The 17,207-nt window shown below is 59.6% G+C and carries 16 protein-coding genes; 6 read left to right on the top strand and 10 right to left on the bottom strand.

Annotated elements, in window-relative coordinates; genetic code table 11:
• Positions 1-171: 171 nt before the first annotated feature.
• The gene (locus OIL88_07725; protein HJI72248.1) at positions 172-1,176 is read right to left on the bottom strand and encodes a GGGtGRT protein; all 1,005 of its coding nucleotides are present in this window, start codon (positions 1,174-1,176) and stop codon (positions 172-174) included.
• Between the two features lie 18 nt (positions 1,177-1,194).
• Complete coding sequence (locus OIL88_07720) at positions 1,195-1,929, bottom strand: hypothetical protein (protein ID HJI72247.1); 735 nt, start codon at positions 1,927-1,929, stop codon at positions 1,195-1,197.
• 403 nt (positions 1,930-2,332) lie between these two features.
• On the opposite strand from OIL88_07720, the gene OIL88_07715 reads away from it, so the two are divergent.
• Positions 2,333-3,142, top strand: a complete 810-nt coding sequence (locus OIL88_07715) for a transposase (GenBank protein ID HJI72246.1) — start codon at positions 2,333-2,335, stop codon at positions 3,140-3,142.
• A 76-nt stretch (positions 3,143-3,218) separates the two neighbouring features.
• On the opposite strand, the gene OIL88_07710 is transcribed toward OIL88_07715, so the two are convergent.
• From OIL88_07710 to sufC, 5 genes are read right to left on the bottom strand one after another with little or no spacing between them, the layout of a single operon-like run.
• Entirely contained in the window at positions 3,219-3,653 is a 435-nt protein-coding gene (locus OIL88_07710) for an SUF system NifU family Fe-S cluster assembly protein (GenBank protein ID HJI72245.1), read from the bottom strand.
• Positions 3,646-4,971 (bottom strand): SufS family cysteine desulfurase, encoded by a 1,326-nt coding sequence (locus tag OIL88_07705; protein HJI72244.1) that lies wholly within the window; start codon positions 4,969-4,971, stop codon positions 3,646-3,648. The genes OIL88_07710 and OIL88_07705 overlap by 8 nt, the downstream gene beginning before the upstream one ends.
• Positions 4,968-6,239, bottom strand: a complete 1,272-nt coding sequence (locus OIL88_07700; GenBank protein ID HJI72243.1) for a SufD family Fe-S cluster assembly protein — start codon at positions 6,237-6,239, stop codon at positions 4,968-4,970. The genes OIL88_07705 and OIL88_07700 overlap by 4 nt, the downstream gene beginning before the upstream one ends.
• The gene (sufB, locus tag OIL88_07695; GenBank protein HJI72242.1) at positions 6,239-7,651 is read right to left on the bottom strand and encodes a Fe-S cluster assembly protein SufB; all 1,413 of its coding nucleotides are present in this window, start codon (positions 7,649-7,651) and stop codon (positions 6,239-6,241) included. The genes OIL88_07700 and sufB overlap by 1 nt, the downstream gene beginning before the upstream one ends.
• 12 nt (positions 7,652-7,663) lie before the next feature.
• On the bottom strand, positions 7,664-8,464 hold the full coding sequence (gene sufC, locus OIL88_07690; protein HJI72241.1) for a Fe-S cluster assembly ATPase SufC: 801 nt from the start codon (positions 8,462-8,464) through the stop codon (positions 7,664-7,666).
• Positions 8,465-8,688: 224 nt separating this feature from the next.
• Here sufC and OIL88_07685 point away from each other — a divergent pair, with 224 nt between their 5' ends.
• The 5 genes from OIL88_07685 to OIL88_07665 all read left to right on the top strand — a co-directional run bounded on the left by OIL88_07685 (position 8,689) and on the right by OIL88_07665 (position 13,729).
• Positions 8,689-9,120 carry an Rrf2 family transcriptional regulator gene (locus tag OIL88_07685; protein HJI72240.1) on the top strand — a complete coding sequence of 144 codons (432 nt, stop codon included), beginning with the start codon at positions 8,689-8,691 and terminating at the stop codon, positions 9,118-9,120.
• Positions 9,121-9,128: 8 nt separating this feature from the next.
• Positions 9,129-9,416: a nucleotidyltransferase domain-containing protein gene (locus tag OIL88_07680; protein ID HJI72239.1), complete on the top strand. Its 288-nt coding sequence runs from the start codon at positions 9,129-9,131 to the stop codon at positions 9,414-9,416.
• The gene (locus OIL88_07675; protein HJI72238.1) at positions 9,403-9,822 is read left to right on the top strand and encodes an HI0074 family nucleotidyltransferase substrate-binding subunit; all 420 of its coding nucleotides are present in this window, start codon (positions 9,403-9,405) and stop codon (positions 9,820-9,822) included. Before OIL88_07680 ends, OIL88_07675 begins: the two co-directional genes overlap by 14 nt.
• 128 nt (positions 9,823-9,950) lie before the next feature.
• The gene (locus tag OIL88_07670) at positions 9,951-11,729 is read left to right on the top strand and encodes a hypothetical protein (GenBank protein HJI72237.1); all 1,779 of its coding nucleotides are present in this window, start codon (positions 9,951-9,953) and stop codon (positions 11,727-11,729) included.
• 203 nt (positions 11,730-11,932) lie between these two features.
• Positions 11,933-13,729 carry an AAA family ATPase gene (locus tag OIL88_07665; GenBank protein HJI72236.1) on the top strand — a complete coding sequence of 599 codons (1,797 nt, stop codon included), beginning with the start codon at positions 11,933-11,935 and terminating at the stop codon, positions 13,727-13,729.
• Positions 13,730-13,753: 24 nt separating this feature from the next.
• Here the strand turns inward: OIL88_07665 and OIL88_07660 are convergent, their stop codons facing one another.
• The 3 genes from OIL88_07660 to OIL88_07650 all read right to left on the bottom strand — a co-directional run bounded on the left by OIL88_07660 (position 13,754) and on the right by OIL88_07650 (position 17,179).
• Positions 13,754-14,773 carry a glycosyltransferase gene (locus OIL88_07660; GenBank protein HJI72235.1) on the bottom strand — a complete coding sequence of 340 codons (1,020 nt, stop codon included), beginning with the start codon at positions 14,771-14,773 and terminating at the stop codon, positions 13,754-13,756.
• A 170-nt stretch (positions 14,774-14,943) separates the two neighbouring features.
• Positions 14,944-16,074 carry an acyltransferase gene (locus OIL88_07655; GenBank protein HJI72234.1) on the bottom strand — a complete coding sequence of 377 codons (1,131 nt, stop codon included), beginning with the start codon at positions 16,072-16,074 and terminating at the stop codon, positions 14,944-14,946.
• Between the two features lie 4 nt (positions 16,075-16,078).
• Positions 16,079-17,179 (bottom strand): glycosyltransferase, encoded by a 1,101-nt coding sequence (locus tag OIL88_07650; protein ID HJI72233.1) that lies wholly within the window; start codon positions 17,177-17,179, stop codon positions 16,079-16,081.
• Positions 17,180-17,207: the final 28 nt, after the last annotated feature.

Raw genomic sequence — 17,207 nt, 5'->3', positions numbered from 1 at the left:
ATGGCGGGTGGGCGTCATGGACGCTCTGGCGCTCCGTCTTATCACATCTCGTATTTCACTCCAACTGATATATCGGCAACAGCTTCCCTGCGACAACGCAAAGAAAAAGAGCCGCTACCTCGAAAGGTAGCGGCTCCAAAGTTCAACTATATGAGCATCGCGCGGGCGCGATTAGGCCTTGAGGGCCTCCTCGACGGCGACAGCGCAAGCGACGGTGGCACCGACCATGGGGTTGTTGCCCATGCCGATGAGACCCATCATGTCAACGTGCGCAGGCACGGAGGAAGAACCGGCGAACTGGGCGTCGGAGTGCATGCGGCCCATGGTGTCGGTCATGCCGTAAGAGGCAGGGCCGGCGCCCATGTTGTCCGGGTGCAGGGTACGGCCAGTGCCGCCACCAGAAGCGACGGAGAAGTACTTCTTGCCAGCCTCGATGCGCTCCTTCTTGTAGGTGCCAGCGACGGGGTGCTGGAAGCGCGTGGGGTTGGTGGAGTTACCGGTGATCGAGATGTCGACGTTCTCGTGCCACATGATGGCAACGCCCTCGCGGACGTCGTCGGAGCCGTAGCAGTTAACGGCAGCGCGGGGACCATCGGAGTAGGGGATGGTCTCGACGACCTTGAGCTCGCCCGTATAGTAGTCGAACTGGGTCTTCACATAGGTGAAGCCGTTGATGCGGGCGATAATCTGGGCGGCGTCCTTGCCCAGACCGTTGAGGATAACGCGCAGCGGCTTCTTGCGAGCCTTGTTGGCGTTCAGAGCAAGACCGATAGCGCCCTCGGCGGCAGCGAAGGACTCGTGGCCGGCCAGGAAGGCGAAGCACTCGGTGTCGTCGGAGAGCAGCATAGCGCCCAGGTTGCCGTGGCCCAGACCGACCTTGCGGTCCTCGGCGACGGAGCCGGGAACGGTGAAGGCCTGGATGCCCTCGCCGATGATGGCGGCAGCCTCAGAAGCGGACTTGGCGCCACGCTTGACAGCGAGAGCGCAACCGAGGGTGTAGGCCCACTCGGCGTTCTGGAAGGCGATGGACTGGGTGTTGTTGACGATCTCACGCGGGTTGAAGCCCTTGTCGGTGCAGATCTGCAGAGCTTCCTCGAGGGAGGCGATGCCGTTGTCGGCGAGGCACTTGTTGATCTTGTCAGCGCGGCGCTCGTAACCTTCGAACGTAACAGTCATAGTTATTTCCCTCCCTTTCTACTCGTGAACCGGGAACACGCTGGCGACGGAGTGAGTCTCCTCGTCGGTGCGCGGGTCGATGTACTTGGCAGCGTTCTCCCACTGACCATAGTGGCCCATAGCGCCAGCGATGGCCTCCTCGGGGGTCTTGCCGGCCTTGACGGCGTCGGTAAACTTGCCGAGGTTCAGGAACTCGAATGCGATGATCTCGTTCTTGTCGTTGAGAGCCATGCGGGTGACGTAGCCCTGAGCGAGCTCGAGGTAACGAGCGCCCTTGGCCTTGGTGCCGAACATGGTGCCGACCTGAGAGCGAAGGCCCTTGCCGAGGTCGTCGAGGGAGGCGCCCACGGGCAGGCCGCCCTCGGAGAACGCGGTCTGGCTGCGGCCGTAAACGATCTGCAGGAAGATCTCGCGCATAGCAACGTTGATGGCGTCGCAGACGAGGTCGGTGTTGAGGGCCTCGAGGATGGTCTTACCGGGAAGGATCTCGGAAGCCATGGCGGCAGAGTGGGTCATGCCCGAGCAGCCGATGGTCTCAACGAGGGCCTCCTCGATGATGCCGTCCTTGACGTTCAGCGTGAGCTTGCAGGCGCCCTGCTGAGGTGCGCACCAACCCACACCGTGCGTAAGACCGGAGATGTCGGAAATCTCCTTAGCCTGGACCCACTTGCCCTCCTCGGGGATGGGTGCGGGGCCGTGGTATGCACCCTTGGCAACGGGGCACATGTTCTCCACTTCCTGTGAGTACTGCATGCCTCTCCTCTCTATCGTGTTGGCGTCCCGTTTGGGGGTCGTGGCTGGCGATTGCCGGGCGACCCTTCGAAAGGGACATGACATGCAGCCCCTATAATACCGCGAAATGCACGGAATATTCGGCGAACGGCTCAGTTTTCGTAGCGAGAAGTCCGGAAGTTTTAATTGAAACGGTTTAACTCTATGTTCTGTGGTCGTGAACTTCCGTAGAGGGGGTCCTTCTTGGGCAAGCTTTTGGTCGGCTCTTGTAAGCGTTGCAGGGGTTGACCTGTTGCAACGGTGCCGTTCGCCGCCTGTTTGCTGCCTTTGGCCGCGCGAGTGTATTGTTTTGCGTGAATGTAATGATGGCACGCTTCAATCGTGCTGTATTGGATGGCAGACAGATCCCGGCGAAGGGAGCGCCATGCAGCGCGTTTGGAGAACGGTTACCGGCTTTTACCATGTCTGTGCCCGCGGTACGGGTAAGCAGCTCATCTTTGAGGGCGATGAGGACCGGTGGGAGTTTTTGGAGCTGATGCGCGCGTGCTGCCGCGAGGAGGGCGTGACGGTTATCGCCTGGTGCCTTATGGGCAATCACGTGCATTTGGTGCTTGCAGATTACGAGGACAGGATGAGCGCGGCGATGCACCGGCTGCTTTTGACGCACGCGCGGCGGTTTAATAAACGCGCGGGGCGCACAGGCCATCTGTTCCAGAACCGTTTTGACCGGCGCTCGCTCGATACCGACTGGCAGGTGATGGAGGCTATTCGCTCCGTACACGCCGATCCGCAGGAGGCGGGCGTTGGCCTAATCGAGCGTTATCCCTGGAGTAGCTTTGCGGAGTATTTATGCGCTTACGACGGTGACGCGGCTGATGTCGCGAGGGGATTTTCCGATCCTTCTTGCGTGCTTGAGCTCTTTGGTTCTGCCGAGGGCTTTATTGCCTATTCGCTTTCGACGCCCGACGTCAGTGAACCAGCGCTGTGCGATATGAAAGAGACGGAATGGGAACGCCACGCCTTTGCCGGCAAGTTGGCGAAGAGCCTCGGGGTTCCGCTCAACGGGGTTAAAACTGCACCGCCGGCGCAGCGCGATACTGTTATTGTTGGATTGAACAATGCCGGCTTTACGGTGCGCCAGATTGAGCGGTATACCGGGATTGGCAAAAGTACCGCCTCTCGTATTGTGCGCGCTTATGCGCAGGTGGACGCGCAGGCTGAGGGATCGAAATAGAGGCAGAAAAGAAAATGGCCGAATCTTGAAAGTTAAGCGATTCGGCCAACAGAATTCTTCAGATTTGAGACAAATATTACTGATTATTTTGCCCCTCGAGCATGCCGTCGAGGGTGCGCCAGGCGAGCTCGGCGCATTTGACGCGGGCGGGCATGTGCGAGATGTCCTGGAGCTGGGCGGCTTCGTCCAGGTCTTCCAGGTCGTCCTCGGAGAGCTTCTCGCCGCGGATCATGGCGAGGAAGAGTCCCGCCAAGCGACGTGCCTCCTCGACGGTCTCGCCGGTGATGAGGTCGGCCATGATGTCGGCACTGGCCTGGCTGATGGCACAGCCGTGGCCGGTAAAGGAGGCCTCCTCGATCACGTTGTTCTCGACGCGCAGCTGCAAGGTGAGCTCGTCTCCGCAGCTGGGGTTGATACCGTCGTGCTCGTGCGTGGGAGCATCCATCTCGTACTTATAGTCGGGGTGCGAGTTGTGCTCCATAAACGTGGTGGAGGTGTACAAATTACCCATTGAACGTGCTCCAAACGTGATGCAGGCCGGCGATGAACTTGTCGATGTCGGCCTTGTCGTTGTAGAAGGCCACGCTGGCGCGGCAGCAGGCAAGGTTCTCGACGCCCAGCCAGGTGAGCAGCGGCTGCGCGCAGTGGTGGCCGGCGCGGATGCAGACGCCGTCCATGTCCATGATGCTCGCGACGTCGTGCGGGTGGATGCCCTTGACGTTAAAGCTCACAACGCCGTGGTGGTTGTCCCAGTAGATGGAACCGATGATCTGGACAAAGTCGAGCTGCATGAGCTCACCCATCAGGTAGTGGACGAGTGCCTGCTCGCGTGCCTGGATGTTCTCGTAGCCCACCGTGTTGACCAGGTAGTCGAGTGCCGCACCCGTGGCGAAGATGCCGGCGGCGTCCTGCGTGCCGGCCTCGAACTTCTCGGGGACGGGCGCCCAGACGGCGTCCTGCTCGGTGACAGAGTCGATCATCTCGCCGCCGGTGAGCATGGGCGGCATGGCGTTGAGCAGGTCCATCTTGCCCCACAGCACGCCGATGCCCATGGGGCCCATGGCCTTGTGCGCGCTAAAGGCGAAGAAGTCGGCGCCCAGGTCGGCCACATCGACCGGCATGTGCGGCAGCGACTGTGCGCCGTCGACGACCAGATAGCCGCCGTACTTGTGCACGAGCTTGCCGAGGTTCTTGACCGGGTTCTCGACGCCCAGCACGTTGGAGACCTGTCCCACGGCCAGGATCTTGGTCTTGGGGCCCACCTTGGCAAGAACCTCCTCGGTGGTGAGCTGGCCGGTCTTGGTGGGGTAGAGGTAGACGAGCTTGGCGCCGGTCTCGCGGCAGACCTGCTGCCACGGAATCAGGTTGGAGTGGTGCTCCATGATGGTGATGACGACCTCGTCACCGGGCTCGAGCACCGTGGGTGCAAAGCTCTTGGCGATCAGGTTGAGCGACTCGCTCGTGTTGCGGGTGAAGACGACCTCGTTGGCCTGGGCGGCGCCGATGAGGTCGGCGATCTGCTGGCGGACCTTCGCGATGGCGTCGGTGGCCTCGACGGACAGCGAGTACAGGCCGCGCAGGGGGTTGGCGTTCATGCGCTGATAGAAGTCACGCTCGGCGTCGAGCACACAGGCAGGGCGCTGCGCGGTGGCGGCACTATCGAGGAAGGCAATCTCGGGGTGCTGCTGGAACAGCGGGAACTGTGCCTTGTAGGGATTGGTCTCGATGTCGACGGTAGGCCAGCCGCGCGAGGCCTCGTCGCTGGCGTCGAGCTCCATAGGCTCCGGTGCGGTACAGGTATCGCATTTAACGTGCTCGGTGTCGATCATGCGAGCTCCTCTTCAAAGTTGTCGATCAGGTTGTTGCCCAGGCGGACGACGGCTGCGCGAGTGCGCTCGTCGGTGGCGGAAAGCGCGGCGTCCTCCAGCTTGGCGCGGATGAACAGGTCCTCGGCGGCGTTTTGGTCAAGGCCGCGGCAGGCGAGGTAGAACAGCTGCTCGTCGCGGACGTGACCGATGGTGGCGCCGTGGTTGCCGGCTACGTCGTCCTCGTCGCAGAGAATGACGGGAACGGTCTTGTTGTCGACGCCCTTGTTGGCTAAAAGCACCGTCTCGTGCTCAGTGCCGGTTGCACCCTTGCAGCCGTGCACGAGGTCGATGGTGCCGCGGTAGACCTTCTTGGACGTGCCGGTCAGTACGCCGTTGGCGTCGATCTCGCACTCGGTCTTGCGACCGCGGTGGCGCAGCTCGTAGTTAAAGTCGCGCACCTGCTCGCGGGCGCCCAGGTAGTCAGTATCGATGGTGACCTTGGCGGTATCGCCCAGCAGGTCGCCGGCAAGGCCGGTGGCGCTGGCACCGGCACCCAGGACGGTGTGCTGCACGTTGATGCGCGCGCCCTCGTCCAGGAACAGGCCGGTGTCGTCGAGTGCGATCCAGCTGTCGTCGAGCGTCTGCGTGCAGGCCACGTTGACGGTGGCGTACTCGTGGGCGCACACGCGCAGCACGGATCCCACGACGCCCTCGCCGGCAACGGGGGAGTCCAGGGCGATCTGCAGGTCGAGCGTTGCCTGCGGACGGGCGACGACGTCGATGGCGGCGATGGCCGCGGCGGCATCGACACCGCTAACACGCACGATAACCGTGGCGTGCTTGTATGCGGACACATCGATGACGATGCGCTTGGTTGCGTGGTCGGTCAGATAAGTGTAGGCGGCCTCGCCCATGCCGGTCTCGAAAGCCTCGGCGGGGGAGAGCTCCTCCTCCAGCTTGATGGCGCCGGCCTGGTAGACGGAGGTGGCGGGCACGTCGAGCTCGGTCTCGGGCGTGATGCGGGCGCGATCGGCGGCATCACCTGGGGCAGAGGCACGGCGCTCGGGGAAGCGCTCGGCCATGGCATCCATAGCGGTGTCGAACGCGTCGTCCGCGCCGAGGAACTGCTCCTCCAGGTCCTCGACCTCAACGGCCTCGGCAGGAGCGGCGGCAAGCTCGTCGGAAAGCTCGAGCTTGGTCTGGTTCATTTTCAACCAGCCCCAGGTTGCTGCGGGCATCGCGTTGACCTGCTCAAGCGTGGTAGCAGCGGTGTTCGTGGTCTGTTTCATTATCCGATCGCTCCTTCCATCTCGAGCTTGATCAGGTTGTTCATCTCGACGGCGTACTCAAGCGGCAGCTCCTTGGAGACCGGGTTGGCAAAGCCGTTGACGATCATGGTGCGTGCCTCTTCCTCCGAGATACCGCGGCTCATCAGGTAGAACACCTTGTCATCGCCGATGCGGCCGATGGTGGCCTCGTGGCCGATGTCGACGTTCTTGGCGCGGATGTCCATGGCGGGGATGGTGTCGGAGCGGCTCTGGTCGTCGAGCATCAGCGACTGGCAGCTCACGGTTGCCTTGGAGCCCTCGGCCTTGGGCGTGGCCACGATGGAGCTGCGGAAGGTCTGGATGCCGCCGCTCTTGGAGATGCCCTTGGTCTCGACGGTCGCCGAGGTCTCGGGCGCGTTGAGCACGACCTTGCAGCCGGTGTCGAGGTTCTGGCCGGCGCCGGCAAAGGTGATGCCGGTAAAGCTCGAACGGGCGCGGCGGCCGTTGAGCACGCTCATGGGGTAGAGGTAGCCCACGTGGCTGCCGAAGGAGCCACTGATCCACTCGATGTCGCCGTCCTCGTCCACGCGTGCACGCTTGGTGTTGAGGTTGTACATGTTCTTGGACCAGTTCTCGATGGTCGAGTAACGCAGGTGCGCGCGCTTGCCCACAAAGAGCTCGACGGCGCCGGCGTGGAGGTTTGCCACGTTGTACTTAGGCGCGGAGCAACCCTCAATGAAGTGCAGATCGGCATCGTCTTCGACGATGATGAGCGTGTGCTCAAACTGACCGGCGCCCTTGGCGTTAAGACGGAAGTAGCTCTGCAGCGGAAAATCGAGCTTGGTGCCCTTGGGCACGTAGACAAACGAGCCGCCCGACCACACGGCGCCGTGCAGGGCCGCAAACTTGTGGTCGGTGGGCGGGATGAGCGTCATAAACTTCTCGTGGATGAGCGGCTCCCACTGCGGGTCGTGCAGGGCCTCCTCGATGCCAGAGTAGACGATGCCCATCTTGGACGCGGTGTCCTGCATGTTGTGGTAGACCAGCTCAGAGTCGTACTGCGCGCCGACGCCCGCCAGGTAGCTGCGCTCGGCCTCGGGGATGCCCAGGCGCTCAAAGGTGTTTTTGATGTCGTCGGGCACCGACTCCCAGTCGTGCTTTTGGTCGGTGTTGGGCTTGACGTAGGTGACGATGTTGTCCATGTCCAGGCCCTCGATGGAGGGGCCCCACGTCGGGTCGGGAAAACGGTTGAAGATCTCGAGGGACTTTAAGCGCAGGTCGAGCATCCACTGCGGCTCGTCCTTTTTGGCGCTAATCTCGCGCACGATGTCGGGCGTGATGCCGGCGTCGAGGCGCTCGAATCCCTCCTCGCCATAGGTGAAGTCGTAGAGGCTGCGGTCGATGTCCGCGACCTCGGTGCGGTTCTTGGTCATTGCGTCGCCCCTTTACGCCTGCTGCTCGGCAGCGGCGGCCTCGGCCTGGGCGCGCTGCTCGGCGGCCTCGCGCTCGAAGGTCTCAAAACCGTTCTTGTCGATCCAGGGGATGAGCGAAGCGTCGTCCTCGCGCACGATGTGGCCCTTGACCATAACGTGGACGCGGTCGACATTCAGGTGCTCCAAGATGCGTGTGTTGTGCGTGATGATGAGCATGGAGCCGTCGCAGCTCTTGCGGTACGCGTCCATGCCGTGGCTGACGGTGGAAAGCGCGTCGACGTCCAGGCCGGAGTCGGTTTCGTCCAGGATGGCGAGTTTGGGCTGCAGCAGCAGAAGTTGGAGCATTTCGACCTTCTTCTTCTCGCCGCCCGAGAAGCCCACGCCCAGCTCGCGGTTGAGGTAGGCGGTATCCATGTTGAGCTCGGCCGCGAGCTCCTTTACGCGACGGCGGAACTCCTTGCCCTTCATCTCCAGGCCGGGGCGGCCGGCGATGCTGGCGCGCAAAAAGCTCGACAGCGGCACGCCCGGAATCTCGACCGGGGCCTGGAAGCTCAGGAACAGGCCGGCGCGCGAGCGCTTGTCGGTGGTGAGCTCGGTGATGTCCTGGCCGTCAAAGACGATGCGGCCGTTGTTGACCGTGTAAACGGGGTCGCCCATGACCAGGTGGCCGAGGGTGGACTTGCCGGCGCCGTTGGGTCCCATCAGAACGTGGGTCTCGCCGGCGGCGACGTTGAGGTTGACGTTGTGGAGGATGGTCTTTTCGTCCACGGAGGCGGTCAGACCTTCGATGGAAAGCAGCGGATTTGCGCTCATGCTGTCCCTCTCTGTATATGGTGTACTCATAGGTGTACTAAACCCTAGGAATCTTCTCGGAATAAAGTTACTATGGGTTCGGCGTTAGTCAAGGGAAAACCCGACTAATCCACTCGACTTTTCAAATTCTGGGACAAAATAACCTGTTGTGTTTGTCCCACTTACTTTAAATTTGGGACAAACAAACCTGGTTATGTTGTCCCAGATGCGATGGGAGGGTAGGTATGCTCATTTCTTCCAAGGGCCGCTATGCCCTCCGACTGATGATCTATATCGCGGCGCTGGGCGACGCCGAGGGCAAGATTGCCTTGCGCGAGGTTGCCGACCGCGAGCATATCTCGCAAAAGTATTTGGAGCAGCTGGTGCGTCCGCTTATGAAGGCGGACCTGCTTAAGAGCGTGCGTGGCAAGGGCGGCGGCTACATGATGGCCAAGGACCCGGCCGAGGTGCGTGCCGGCGACATCTTGCGTGCCGTTGAGGGCAGCACGGCTCCGGTGGCGTGCGATGGCATCGACAACAGCTGCGCCCGCAGTGACTTGTGTTCCACCGTCAAGTTCTGGCGTGGCCTTGACAAGGTCATCGAGAACTATGTCGACGGCGTGACGTTGGCCGACCTGGCCGCCGTCCCCGAAATCAACTTCGACATTAAGCTGTAGGGCTGCAAATGGCATCTCTCGACAAGGTGTATAAGCAAATTGAAGTTTTTGCTCGGGAATGTGACGCCGAGAAGGTTGTGCTGTTTGGCTCCCGCGCTCGAGGTGACAACTTGCCTAAGAGCGATATTGACATCGCCGTAGCAGGTTGCCGGGATTTCGGCCGGTTGTCATATTTGATCGAGGAACATCTTGATACTCTTTTAGATGTAGATGTCGTCAATCTCGATGAGCCCTTATCGCAGCAATTGCTCGATGAAATTGCCAGGGATGGTGTGATTCTGTATGAAAAAATATGAGAACTTTGCCAGCGCCTTGGCGAATCTTGAGGATGCGCCCAATCAGGATCTCAACAATGATTTTGTTCAGAGTGGATTGATTAATAAGTTCAATCTTCAATTTGAACTGAGCTGGAAGCTCCTTAAGCGTCTGCTCGAGTATGAGGGCGCCACACTTGCCGCGTCGGGGTCTCCTCGTGCCATCTTGAAGGAGTCCTACCGATTCTACGACTTTATTGATGAGGCAGCCTGGCTGGATATGCTCAGAGACCGCAATACGAACGTCCATATCTACGACAACAAGCTCGCTCAAGATTTGATTCAGCGCATCTTGAACGTCTATATTCCCGCTTTCTGTCAGTTGAGAGACGGGCTGACGAAACGTTACGGCGAGCTTCTGTTGGCGCCCGATGACCAGTTTGTCTAATTCCTTAAGATTTCGCGGAGGGTTGTTGCCGTTTACCGAGGGGTTGTTGTGTAACAACGGGCGAGCTGCAATACTTATTTTTATCTTTGCAAACTGAACTTTAACTACACCAATGCAGGGAGGATCTTATGCAGCCCAAGCATTCCGCGATTGTCGCGGGCCTGACGCTGGCGCTTTCGTTTGGCGCCGTTTCCGCGCCGGCACCCGCCGCTGCCGAGGAGCCCACGCCGGGCGTAGCCTCGGATGCCACCGATATCGATAAGGGCCTTTACACCCAGCAATCCTTCTCGGGCGTGCTGAGGTCGGTTCAGGGCGTTTCGTTTGTCAACGTGACCGCCGAGATGAAGTACTTCACCAAATACGAGAGCCACGGCAACTATAACCAGGGCTTTTCGTATGGTGACGGCTACAACGCGCTGGGCTATTACCAGTTCGACCGCCGTTGGTCGCTCATTCCGTTTATGAAGCAGGCCTACAACTACAACCCCGAAAAATACAGCATGCTCAAGGATGCGATTGATCGCGGCAGCGAGATTTCCAACACGAGCAATGCCATGTACGAGAACGGCCAGCTCACCGAGCTGGGCCATATCGCGCAGGATGCCTTCCAAGGTGCTTATAACACCGATCCTGTTGAGTTCTCAGCACTTCAAGATGCCTATGCGTACAACTCGTACTATGCGGTGACCGAGGCGTGGCTTAAGAGCGCTCTTGGCATTGACATCTCCGGCCGCGCCGATTGCGTCAAGGGCATGGTGTGGAGCATCACCAACATGTGCGGTACCGGTGGCTGCAGAGACTTCTTCCGCTGGGCGAATCTTTCCAACGATATGTCCGACCGCGAGTTTGTGACGGTGCTCTCCAATAGCGTGGTCAACAATGTCGCCACCAAGTTTTCAAGTCAGCCCCAGTATCATGAGGGCTGGAAGATCCGCTACCGCAACGAGCTGAAGGACTGCTTGGTTTTTATCGCCGAGGATGAGGCTGCCGCTGCGACGCCCGTGCAGCCCGAGCCTACGCCGGTGCCCTCGCCGACACCTGATTCGAATGACGACTCGAGTGACGACGCCAACGATGACAGGATGGATGCGCCCTCGACCGATGCTGACGGTAATGGCTCTGCTGGTGGCACTACCAACGACGGCTCTACCCCGAACGGCTCCAATTTGAACGGCTCTGCTGCGGGCGATTCGCCTTCAAGCTCTGCCGGCAATACGGACAGCGACGCTTCTGGTTCGACTGGCGCTGACACCTCTAACTCATCTACCGGCTCGAGCGATTCGTCCGTTGACACCGGCTCTAACAACGGCTCCGGCTCTGACGCAGCCCCTGATTCCGATGCTTCCAAGGACGACTCGAATAAGGCGCCGGACGCTCCCGTTGCTTCGCCGGACAAGAAGCCTTCTTTCTCCGAGCAGCTTGGTTCTACGCTGGGCTCTTCGCTGATGGCTGGAGTCAATAATGGCTCGACCCAGAACAAGGACAACTCTGATCAGGTTTCCACGGAAAAGACCGAGGCCGCAAAGGGCGACTCCAAGGACAAGGCTTCCGAGAAGACCGAATCTGATAAGGGTTCTAGCTCTGAGGAGAAGGACGACAAGTCCACTCAGAAGAAGGACGAGGGTAAGACCGAGGGCGAAAAGAAACAGCCCGAAGACGACGACAAGAGCGGTACTGACAACCAGGTCCAAGAGCAAAATGACTCCAAGACGGTGACCACTACAACCACGACGACTACAACGACCAAGTCATCTGGCGGTAACATGCCCAAGACGGGCGACCTTATCGTTATGGCGAGCCTTGCCAGTGCAAGCTTGGCCACGCTGGGTGCCACGTCTATTGTGAGTGGCAAGCATAAGCTCGATCAGCAAAAGAAGGCTGCTGGGCAGAACGACTCCGAGGAGTAGTCCCTTTCGGTTGCCCGACAACTAAAGATTCGCAATGGGGGCCGGTGCAGTTGCATCGGGCACCATTTTGTTGCACAACGATTTGTTATGCTCCCTCAAGGCCTTTGTTCCTACCGTTGCCCGATGCCTTTGCACGGATCCAGCGTTGCAATTGAACTGCTCGCTACAATGGGCTTCGTGCTGCGTTTTAGGGAGAAGTTACGGTGTCTGAACAGGAGTATTGCAACAGTGACGATACTTTTGGCGTACGGCTTGTCAACCATGTCGATGATGCGGTTTTGCCGGTCGGTGTGCATGATTTTGCCGATGCCATTGGTCGTTGCACGCTGGTTGACAAGACCATGTTTATTGCAGATGTGTTGGACTGCGAAGCGTCCGTTGTGGTGTGCTGTCGACCCGAGGGTTTTGGCAAGAGCATGAACTTGTCGATGCTCAGGGCTTTTCTGGAGCGTCCAGCGGTCAGTCGCGCTGGTCAGCGTTTGTTTGCCGATGCTCAGATTTGGGATGCAGACGGCGGGCGCTATCGGGATGAGTACGCTTGCTATCCGGTGATATCGCTGGACTTTTCTGGCGCTGCGAGGCGTGGCGCCGCTATTGCCGACGTCGTGCGCGATGCTCTTTCGGGCGAGTGCGTCCGCCTGCTGGCGCTTTTGGAGGCTCCGGATTTAGCTCGAGACAAGGTGCGTCACATCGAACGCGTTGCGCGTGGCGCGGCGAGCGAGGATGAGGTCGCCTCGGTGCTTGGCGTGCTCATTGAGCTGCTGGAGATGGCCTGCGATGAGCAGGTTGTATTGCTCGTTGATGGGTACGACGCGGCGTGGTTGGGCCGTGCGAGCGCGAGGGACGCTTCCGGCGCCGATCCGGCAGGGCTATTCGATCGCGTGCTGTTCGACGCCATTGCCACTGCGCGCGATTCGTTGCGGCTGACGTGTCTGATGGGGGAGTATTCCGGCCCTGCCGAAGCGGCGCTTTCTTTGCATGGCTGCTCGTATTGTCTGTCGACGCCGCTTTCGACGTGGTGTGACCGTTGGTTCGGCTTTTCGGATGCCGAGGTCCAGGCTCTGTTGAATCATGCTGGGCGCGAGGGATACCTGGATGATGCGCGTGAATGGCTCGAGGGATATCGGTTTGGTAGGGTCTATTGCTCGAGTCCAGCGCGTGTGATCGGGTTTCTGGACCGAGGTTGCACGGCGCCTGTGCGCGCCGATCTGTATGGGTATGCGGATTGCCTGAGTAGGGTAGTTGCCGGGTGGAATCTCGACCGCCTTTCGGTCTTGTTTGATTTGCTCGAGGCCCATGGGTGCGCTGAGGTCCCGCTTTGTTTGGGCGCTGCAGGGGCAGAGGCCTCGTCTGACGATGGCATGTGGACAGCGCTGTATCTGTCCGGTTTTCTCACGACGGATATGACTGAGGAGCCAGAGCATGGCGATCGCCTCCGTGCTTTGCGATTGCCCAATAACGAGCTTCGCCAGGCCTTGCGTCTAGTGATTATTGAGTGGTTTGAGTGCGCTGCAGAAGACATTCGAGACGTCGATGCGTTTCGCGACGGGCTGTGCCATGGGAACGAGGATACCGTGAGGCGGGCGCTAAGCCGCATCTTGGGAGATGCGGGAATCGGTGCGACCGACCCAGATACACCGCTGCCATATCACCTACTCTTGCAAGGACTCTGCTTTGGATTGCCGGGCTATGCCAATCCTGCCTCGAGGCGAAAGTGTGGCGCGGATCGCTGGGACATCCAGGTTTTTCCTACGGGCGCTGTGTCCGACATAGCCGATACGATCGGTATGCTCGATGAACGTCCGCTGATAACGATCAACATGATGTATGACCCCGGCGCGGATGCGCTGGGCCTGGAATTGCTTGCCGTGCAGGCGCTACTCGACATAGAGCGCGACGGCATCGACGAAATCCGTGTGCCGCGCCCCGGCGTGGGTCGCATGCGCTGGGGGTTCGGTTTTGATGGGCAGCATGTGGCTACGGTGTGCCAGCGGCTCTAAGCGCCGAGGTGTTTCCGGCTTCCGTTACTCCGCGTCCTTCATGGGCGGCATGGGCTTCCAGTTGGGATCCTTAACGATCTTGCGAGCGTCCTTCATGCCACGGCGCAGCGCCGGAATACCGGTCTTAAAGCACTTGTCAACGGCGGCCAGGCGAATGAATTCCTTGCAGAAGGTCGCGGCGTTGCCCAGACGGAACAGCACGGGGTGGTAGTCGCCGTAGATCTGCATGTAGCGTGCCAGATAACCGCGGTTGCGCATGATGTAGTAGCGGTTGGTGTCGCTCGTAGAGTTGAGCTGGCGCTTGCCGGCGATGTCCCAGTTAGAGACGGCGCGGGCGCGCTTGAGCACCACGTCGGCAACAACGGCGGCGGGGAAGTGCTGGCTGGCCACGTAGCCATAGCAGGCATCGTCGCCGTAGATGAAGAATCGCGCATCGGGCAGGCCGATCTTGTCGACCACGCGGCGCGAGAACATGCCGCCCTCAAAGCACAGCTGGTTCATGGTGCGGTAGCCCTCGGGGCCCAAGTCCCACTTGGCGACAGGGTTGGGAATGCCGAGCGAAAGGATGAGTTGGTATTGCCAAAAGAAGGCGCCGCCGTCAAAGTCCAGGCGCGAACCCTGGATAACATCGTAGCGGTCGGTCCACTTGGCAAGACGCTCGATGCCTTCGGGGATGACGAGCACGTCGTCGTCCATCACCCAGAACCACTGGGCGCCCAGGTCGTAGGCGCATTTGGTGCCGGCGGAGAAGCCACCTGCACCGCCGCCGTTTTCGAGCTGCGGGGCGTAGATGACGCGGTCGGTGCCGCCCTGCGCGTCGGGCTGCTCGGTGTCGATGCCCCACAGGTTGGCCAGGCGCTCGTTGAATGCGGTGCACATGGCCTCGGTCTCACGCGAATTCTCGTTATCGACGATCACGATGCGCCAGGGCGCTGCCGTAAGCTCGGTCATGGAGTCGAACAAGTTGGCCAGGAGTTCCTGGCGCTTGTACGTAACGACGACAATGGCGAGCTTATCGATGGGAGCGGGAAGGGTTGAAGGCATGGGGCAATATATCCTTTCACGCGCGGCGGGTGAGTGCAGCGCGGAAGCTATCGAATACGTCCTTGGGACTGTCCTATTGTAAAGGCTCGGCGCACCTTGGCGGCAAGCTTTGAATAAAACGCAGGAACCTGCCACGGCTGTAGCGGCTTTGGCGTCTGACGGCAGCGTGTCTATTGCCGTTTGAGCTTGCGAACGATAAGGCTTCTAGCTGCATCGATGATGAGGAGCGCCAGAGCAAAGACGATGCTAATGATGGTACCCGTGATGATACATATAGCTGCCGGGCTGTTTTCGCTGACCAGTATGTTTGCAAGCAACGTATTGAAGACGGGACGCCACAGGCTACTGGTGAGCGACTGCATCACATAGAAACCGAGCGTGGCGGTCGATAAGGTGACAATGACGCCTGCAGTCCGCGGATTGCCTGACGCACTGCGCCGGGTCGCCGCAAAGAGCAGGGAGGCGGCAGCGAGGGCAAACGAGATCAACGAGGTTGATTTGTAGGAGAGGACTGCCATCGCCGTGAGGTTGCCGGTGAAGGAGAGTGCTCCTTCCAGGATGGTGGCGAGCGCCAAAACCGCTGTGAGTGACCGCATGCCCAAGGCGTCCGCCCTGTCCGAATCCATGGCGTCGGTAATGTCGCGGAGCAGCCCGCCGATCAAAAACGCGATTACGTACGTGGCAGCGCTCATGAGCTTCTGGAGCCAAGAAAACTCGCCGGCGCTTGTCGTACTCATGGCGGCCAAATACCCGTTAACAACAAATGCGAGGATGCCAACGGCGATGACCGTCGTCGTGTAGGTTTTCTGGGAGAGTCGGCTCTTGGCCAGTCCAAACCATGGCGCCATGAAAACTGTGGCGGCATAGACCCAGATAAACTCAAGCCCAAGCGTGTACCAATAGTGCGTATTGAGGGTAACATCGGGAATGGGTGAGACGACCGTGGACCACGCGAGCGCCACGAGGCAATAAAACGCAGTGGGCATAATGACCTTGCCAAGGCGCTGCGCCGTCCGTTGCATTTGCGACTTCCACGTTGCTCCACCGTCCCAAGCACGCGCGGCCGAAGCGATGAGAAAATAGCCCGAGATCATAAAGAAGACCTCGTTGGCCCAGCAGCCAAGCAAGTTAATAAAACCGAGTACGCCGGAATAGGGGAACATCGCAAGTGGGGCATATTCCACGGCGCCGACGCAGACGGCTTGGAAGGTCCACTGAAAGGTGTGGAACACCGCGATGCCGGCGACCGCGACCAAACGCAGCGCTTCGGTGGATATGATTCTTTCTGCTTTTGCCCCCATTTGTTTATTTTCCAACGCGTGCGTTGTATGAGCCAAAGTGGGATGTAATCATTTTTAGAGTTTGCTTGGGCCCCTTGTTCCATACGTTATACAAGCCCTCGCCCACGAGGTCCTTGGCGTATGCGCTGTAGCTGATTTTAGGATTGGCGATGCCCATATACTCGGCATAGAGCTTTTTGGCCGCAGGGGTAACGCGGGGATTGGCAAATACCAGCTCTTGTGGCATGCGTTCGAACATCCTGTGGATCGCCCGCTCGATTTCGGGATGCCCCTCAATTCCGGTGTGCTCAATCATGATGCCCATATAGGTGAAGCCGCGTGTGATTTGCGGTGTCCAGACGGCGGAGTCGGTGACGTTGAGCCGCTCAAGAATATCGACCATATCGTTCCAGCGATTAAACGGCATCAAGGGGTCACGCTTGGCCAGAGCGGCCGCCTTTTCGGGTGTTTCCTCGCGATAGCAGTAATACGGCTTGGGCCAGTAAGCGATCGCCTTTGCCTGGCATAGCGTTTCGACAAGGAATGGATTATCTGCCCAGCCCGCACCGGGGATTTCCTTAAACCAGATATTGTTTTGCAACAGGAAGTCGCGACGATAGATTGCCGACCAAATGGACGGATGATGGGCCAGCAGGTGTGGAGCGTCGTGAATGGTGAACGGTTGCCGAGGCGGTTTGATGCGACCGCGATATGCGCAATGTAGTTTGACCTCTTGGGGGGTATCGGGGTTGCGAATGATCCAATACGGGGTCTCAATAATATCGAGCTTGTTCGGATCGCCAAATTCGCGCTTGGCAAAGGCAAGCGTGTCGGAGTACATTCCGGGCTCGATCCAGTCATCGGGCTCGAGGATGGCAATCCAGTCGCCCTTTGCCTCGCGAATGCCCAGATTGCAGGTTGCGCCGTAACCCTGGTTTGCCTTATTGATCACTCGAACGCGTGAGTCGCGCGCAGCGAAATCTTGCATAATGACGAGCGAGTTGTCGGTGGATCCGTCGTTGATGGCGAGGATTTCCAGTTCGATATTCTTTTCGCTTAATAGGCTGCCTGTAGCCTGAGAAAGATACGGCTCGGCATTGTAGGTGGGCACGATTACGGTCAGCATTCAAACACTTTCTCTAGGCGATTTGGAA

Source organism: Coriobacteriaceae bacterium, assembly GCA_025992855.1.
Lineage (GTDB): Bacteria > Actinomycetota > Coriobacteriia > Coriobacteriales > Coriobacteriaceae > Collinsella.
This window is presented reverse-complemented; position numbering and strand designations above follow the sequence as displayed.

Coding starts and splice junctions, on each gene's coding strand:
- OIL88_07725 (HJI72248.1), bottom strand. CDS start 1,176: ATGACTGTTACGTTCGAAGGTTACGAGCGCCGCGCTGACAAGATCAAC.
- OIL88_07720 (HJI72247.1), bottom strand. CDS start 1,929: ATGCAGTACTCACAGGAAGTGGAGAACATGTGCCCCGTTGCCAAGGGT.
- OIL88_07715 (HJI72246.1), top strand. CDS start 2,333: ATGCAGCGCGTTTGGAGAACGGTTACCGGCTTTTACCATGTCTGTGCC.
- OIL88_07710 (HJI72245.1), bottom strand. CDS start 3,653: ATGGGTAATTTGTACACCTCCACCACGTTTATGGAGCACAACTCGCAC.
- OIL88_07705 (HJI72244.1), bottom strand. CDS start 4,971: ATGATCGACACCGAGCACGTTAAATGCGATACCTGTACCGCACCGGAG.
- OIL88_07700 (HJI72243.1), bottom strand. CDS start 6,239: ATGAAACAGACCACGAACACCGCTGCTACCACGCTTGAGCAGGTCAAC.
- sufB (HJI72242.1), bottom strand. CDS start 7,651: ATGACCAAGAACCGCACCGAGGTCGCGGACATCGACCGCAGCCTCTAC.
- sufC (HJI72241.1), bottom strand. CDS start 8,464: ATGAGCGCAAATCCGCTGCTTTCCATCGAAGGTCTGACCGCCTCCGTG.
- OIL88_07685 (HJI72240.1), top strand. CDS start 8,689: ATGCTCATTTCTTCCAAGGGCCGCTATGCCCTCCGACTGATGATCTAT.
- OIL88_07680 (HJI72239.1), top strand. CDS start 9,129: ATGGCATCTCTCGACAAGGTGTATAAGCAAATTGAAGTTTTTGCTCGG.
- OIL88_07675 (HJI72238.1), top strand. CDS start 9,403: ATGAAAAAATATGAGAACTTTGCCAGCGCCTTGGCGAATCTTGAGGAT.
- OIL88_07670 (HJI72237.1), top strand. CDS start 9,951: ATGCAGCCCAAGCATTCCGCGATTGTCGCGGGCCTGACGCTGGCGCTT.
- OIL88_07660 (HJI72235.1), bottom strand. CDS start 14,773: ATGCCTTCAACCCTTCCCGCTCCCATCGATAAGCTCGCCATTGTCGTC.
- OIL88_07655 (HJI72234.1), bottom strand. CDS start 16,074: ATGGGGGCAAAAGCAGAAAGAATCATATCCACCGAAGCGCTGCGTTTG.
- OIL88_07650 (HJI72233.1), bottom strand. CDS start 17,179: ATGCTGACCGTAATCGTGCCCACCTACAATGCCGAGCCGTATCTTTCT.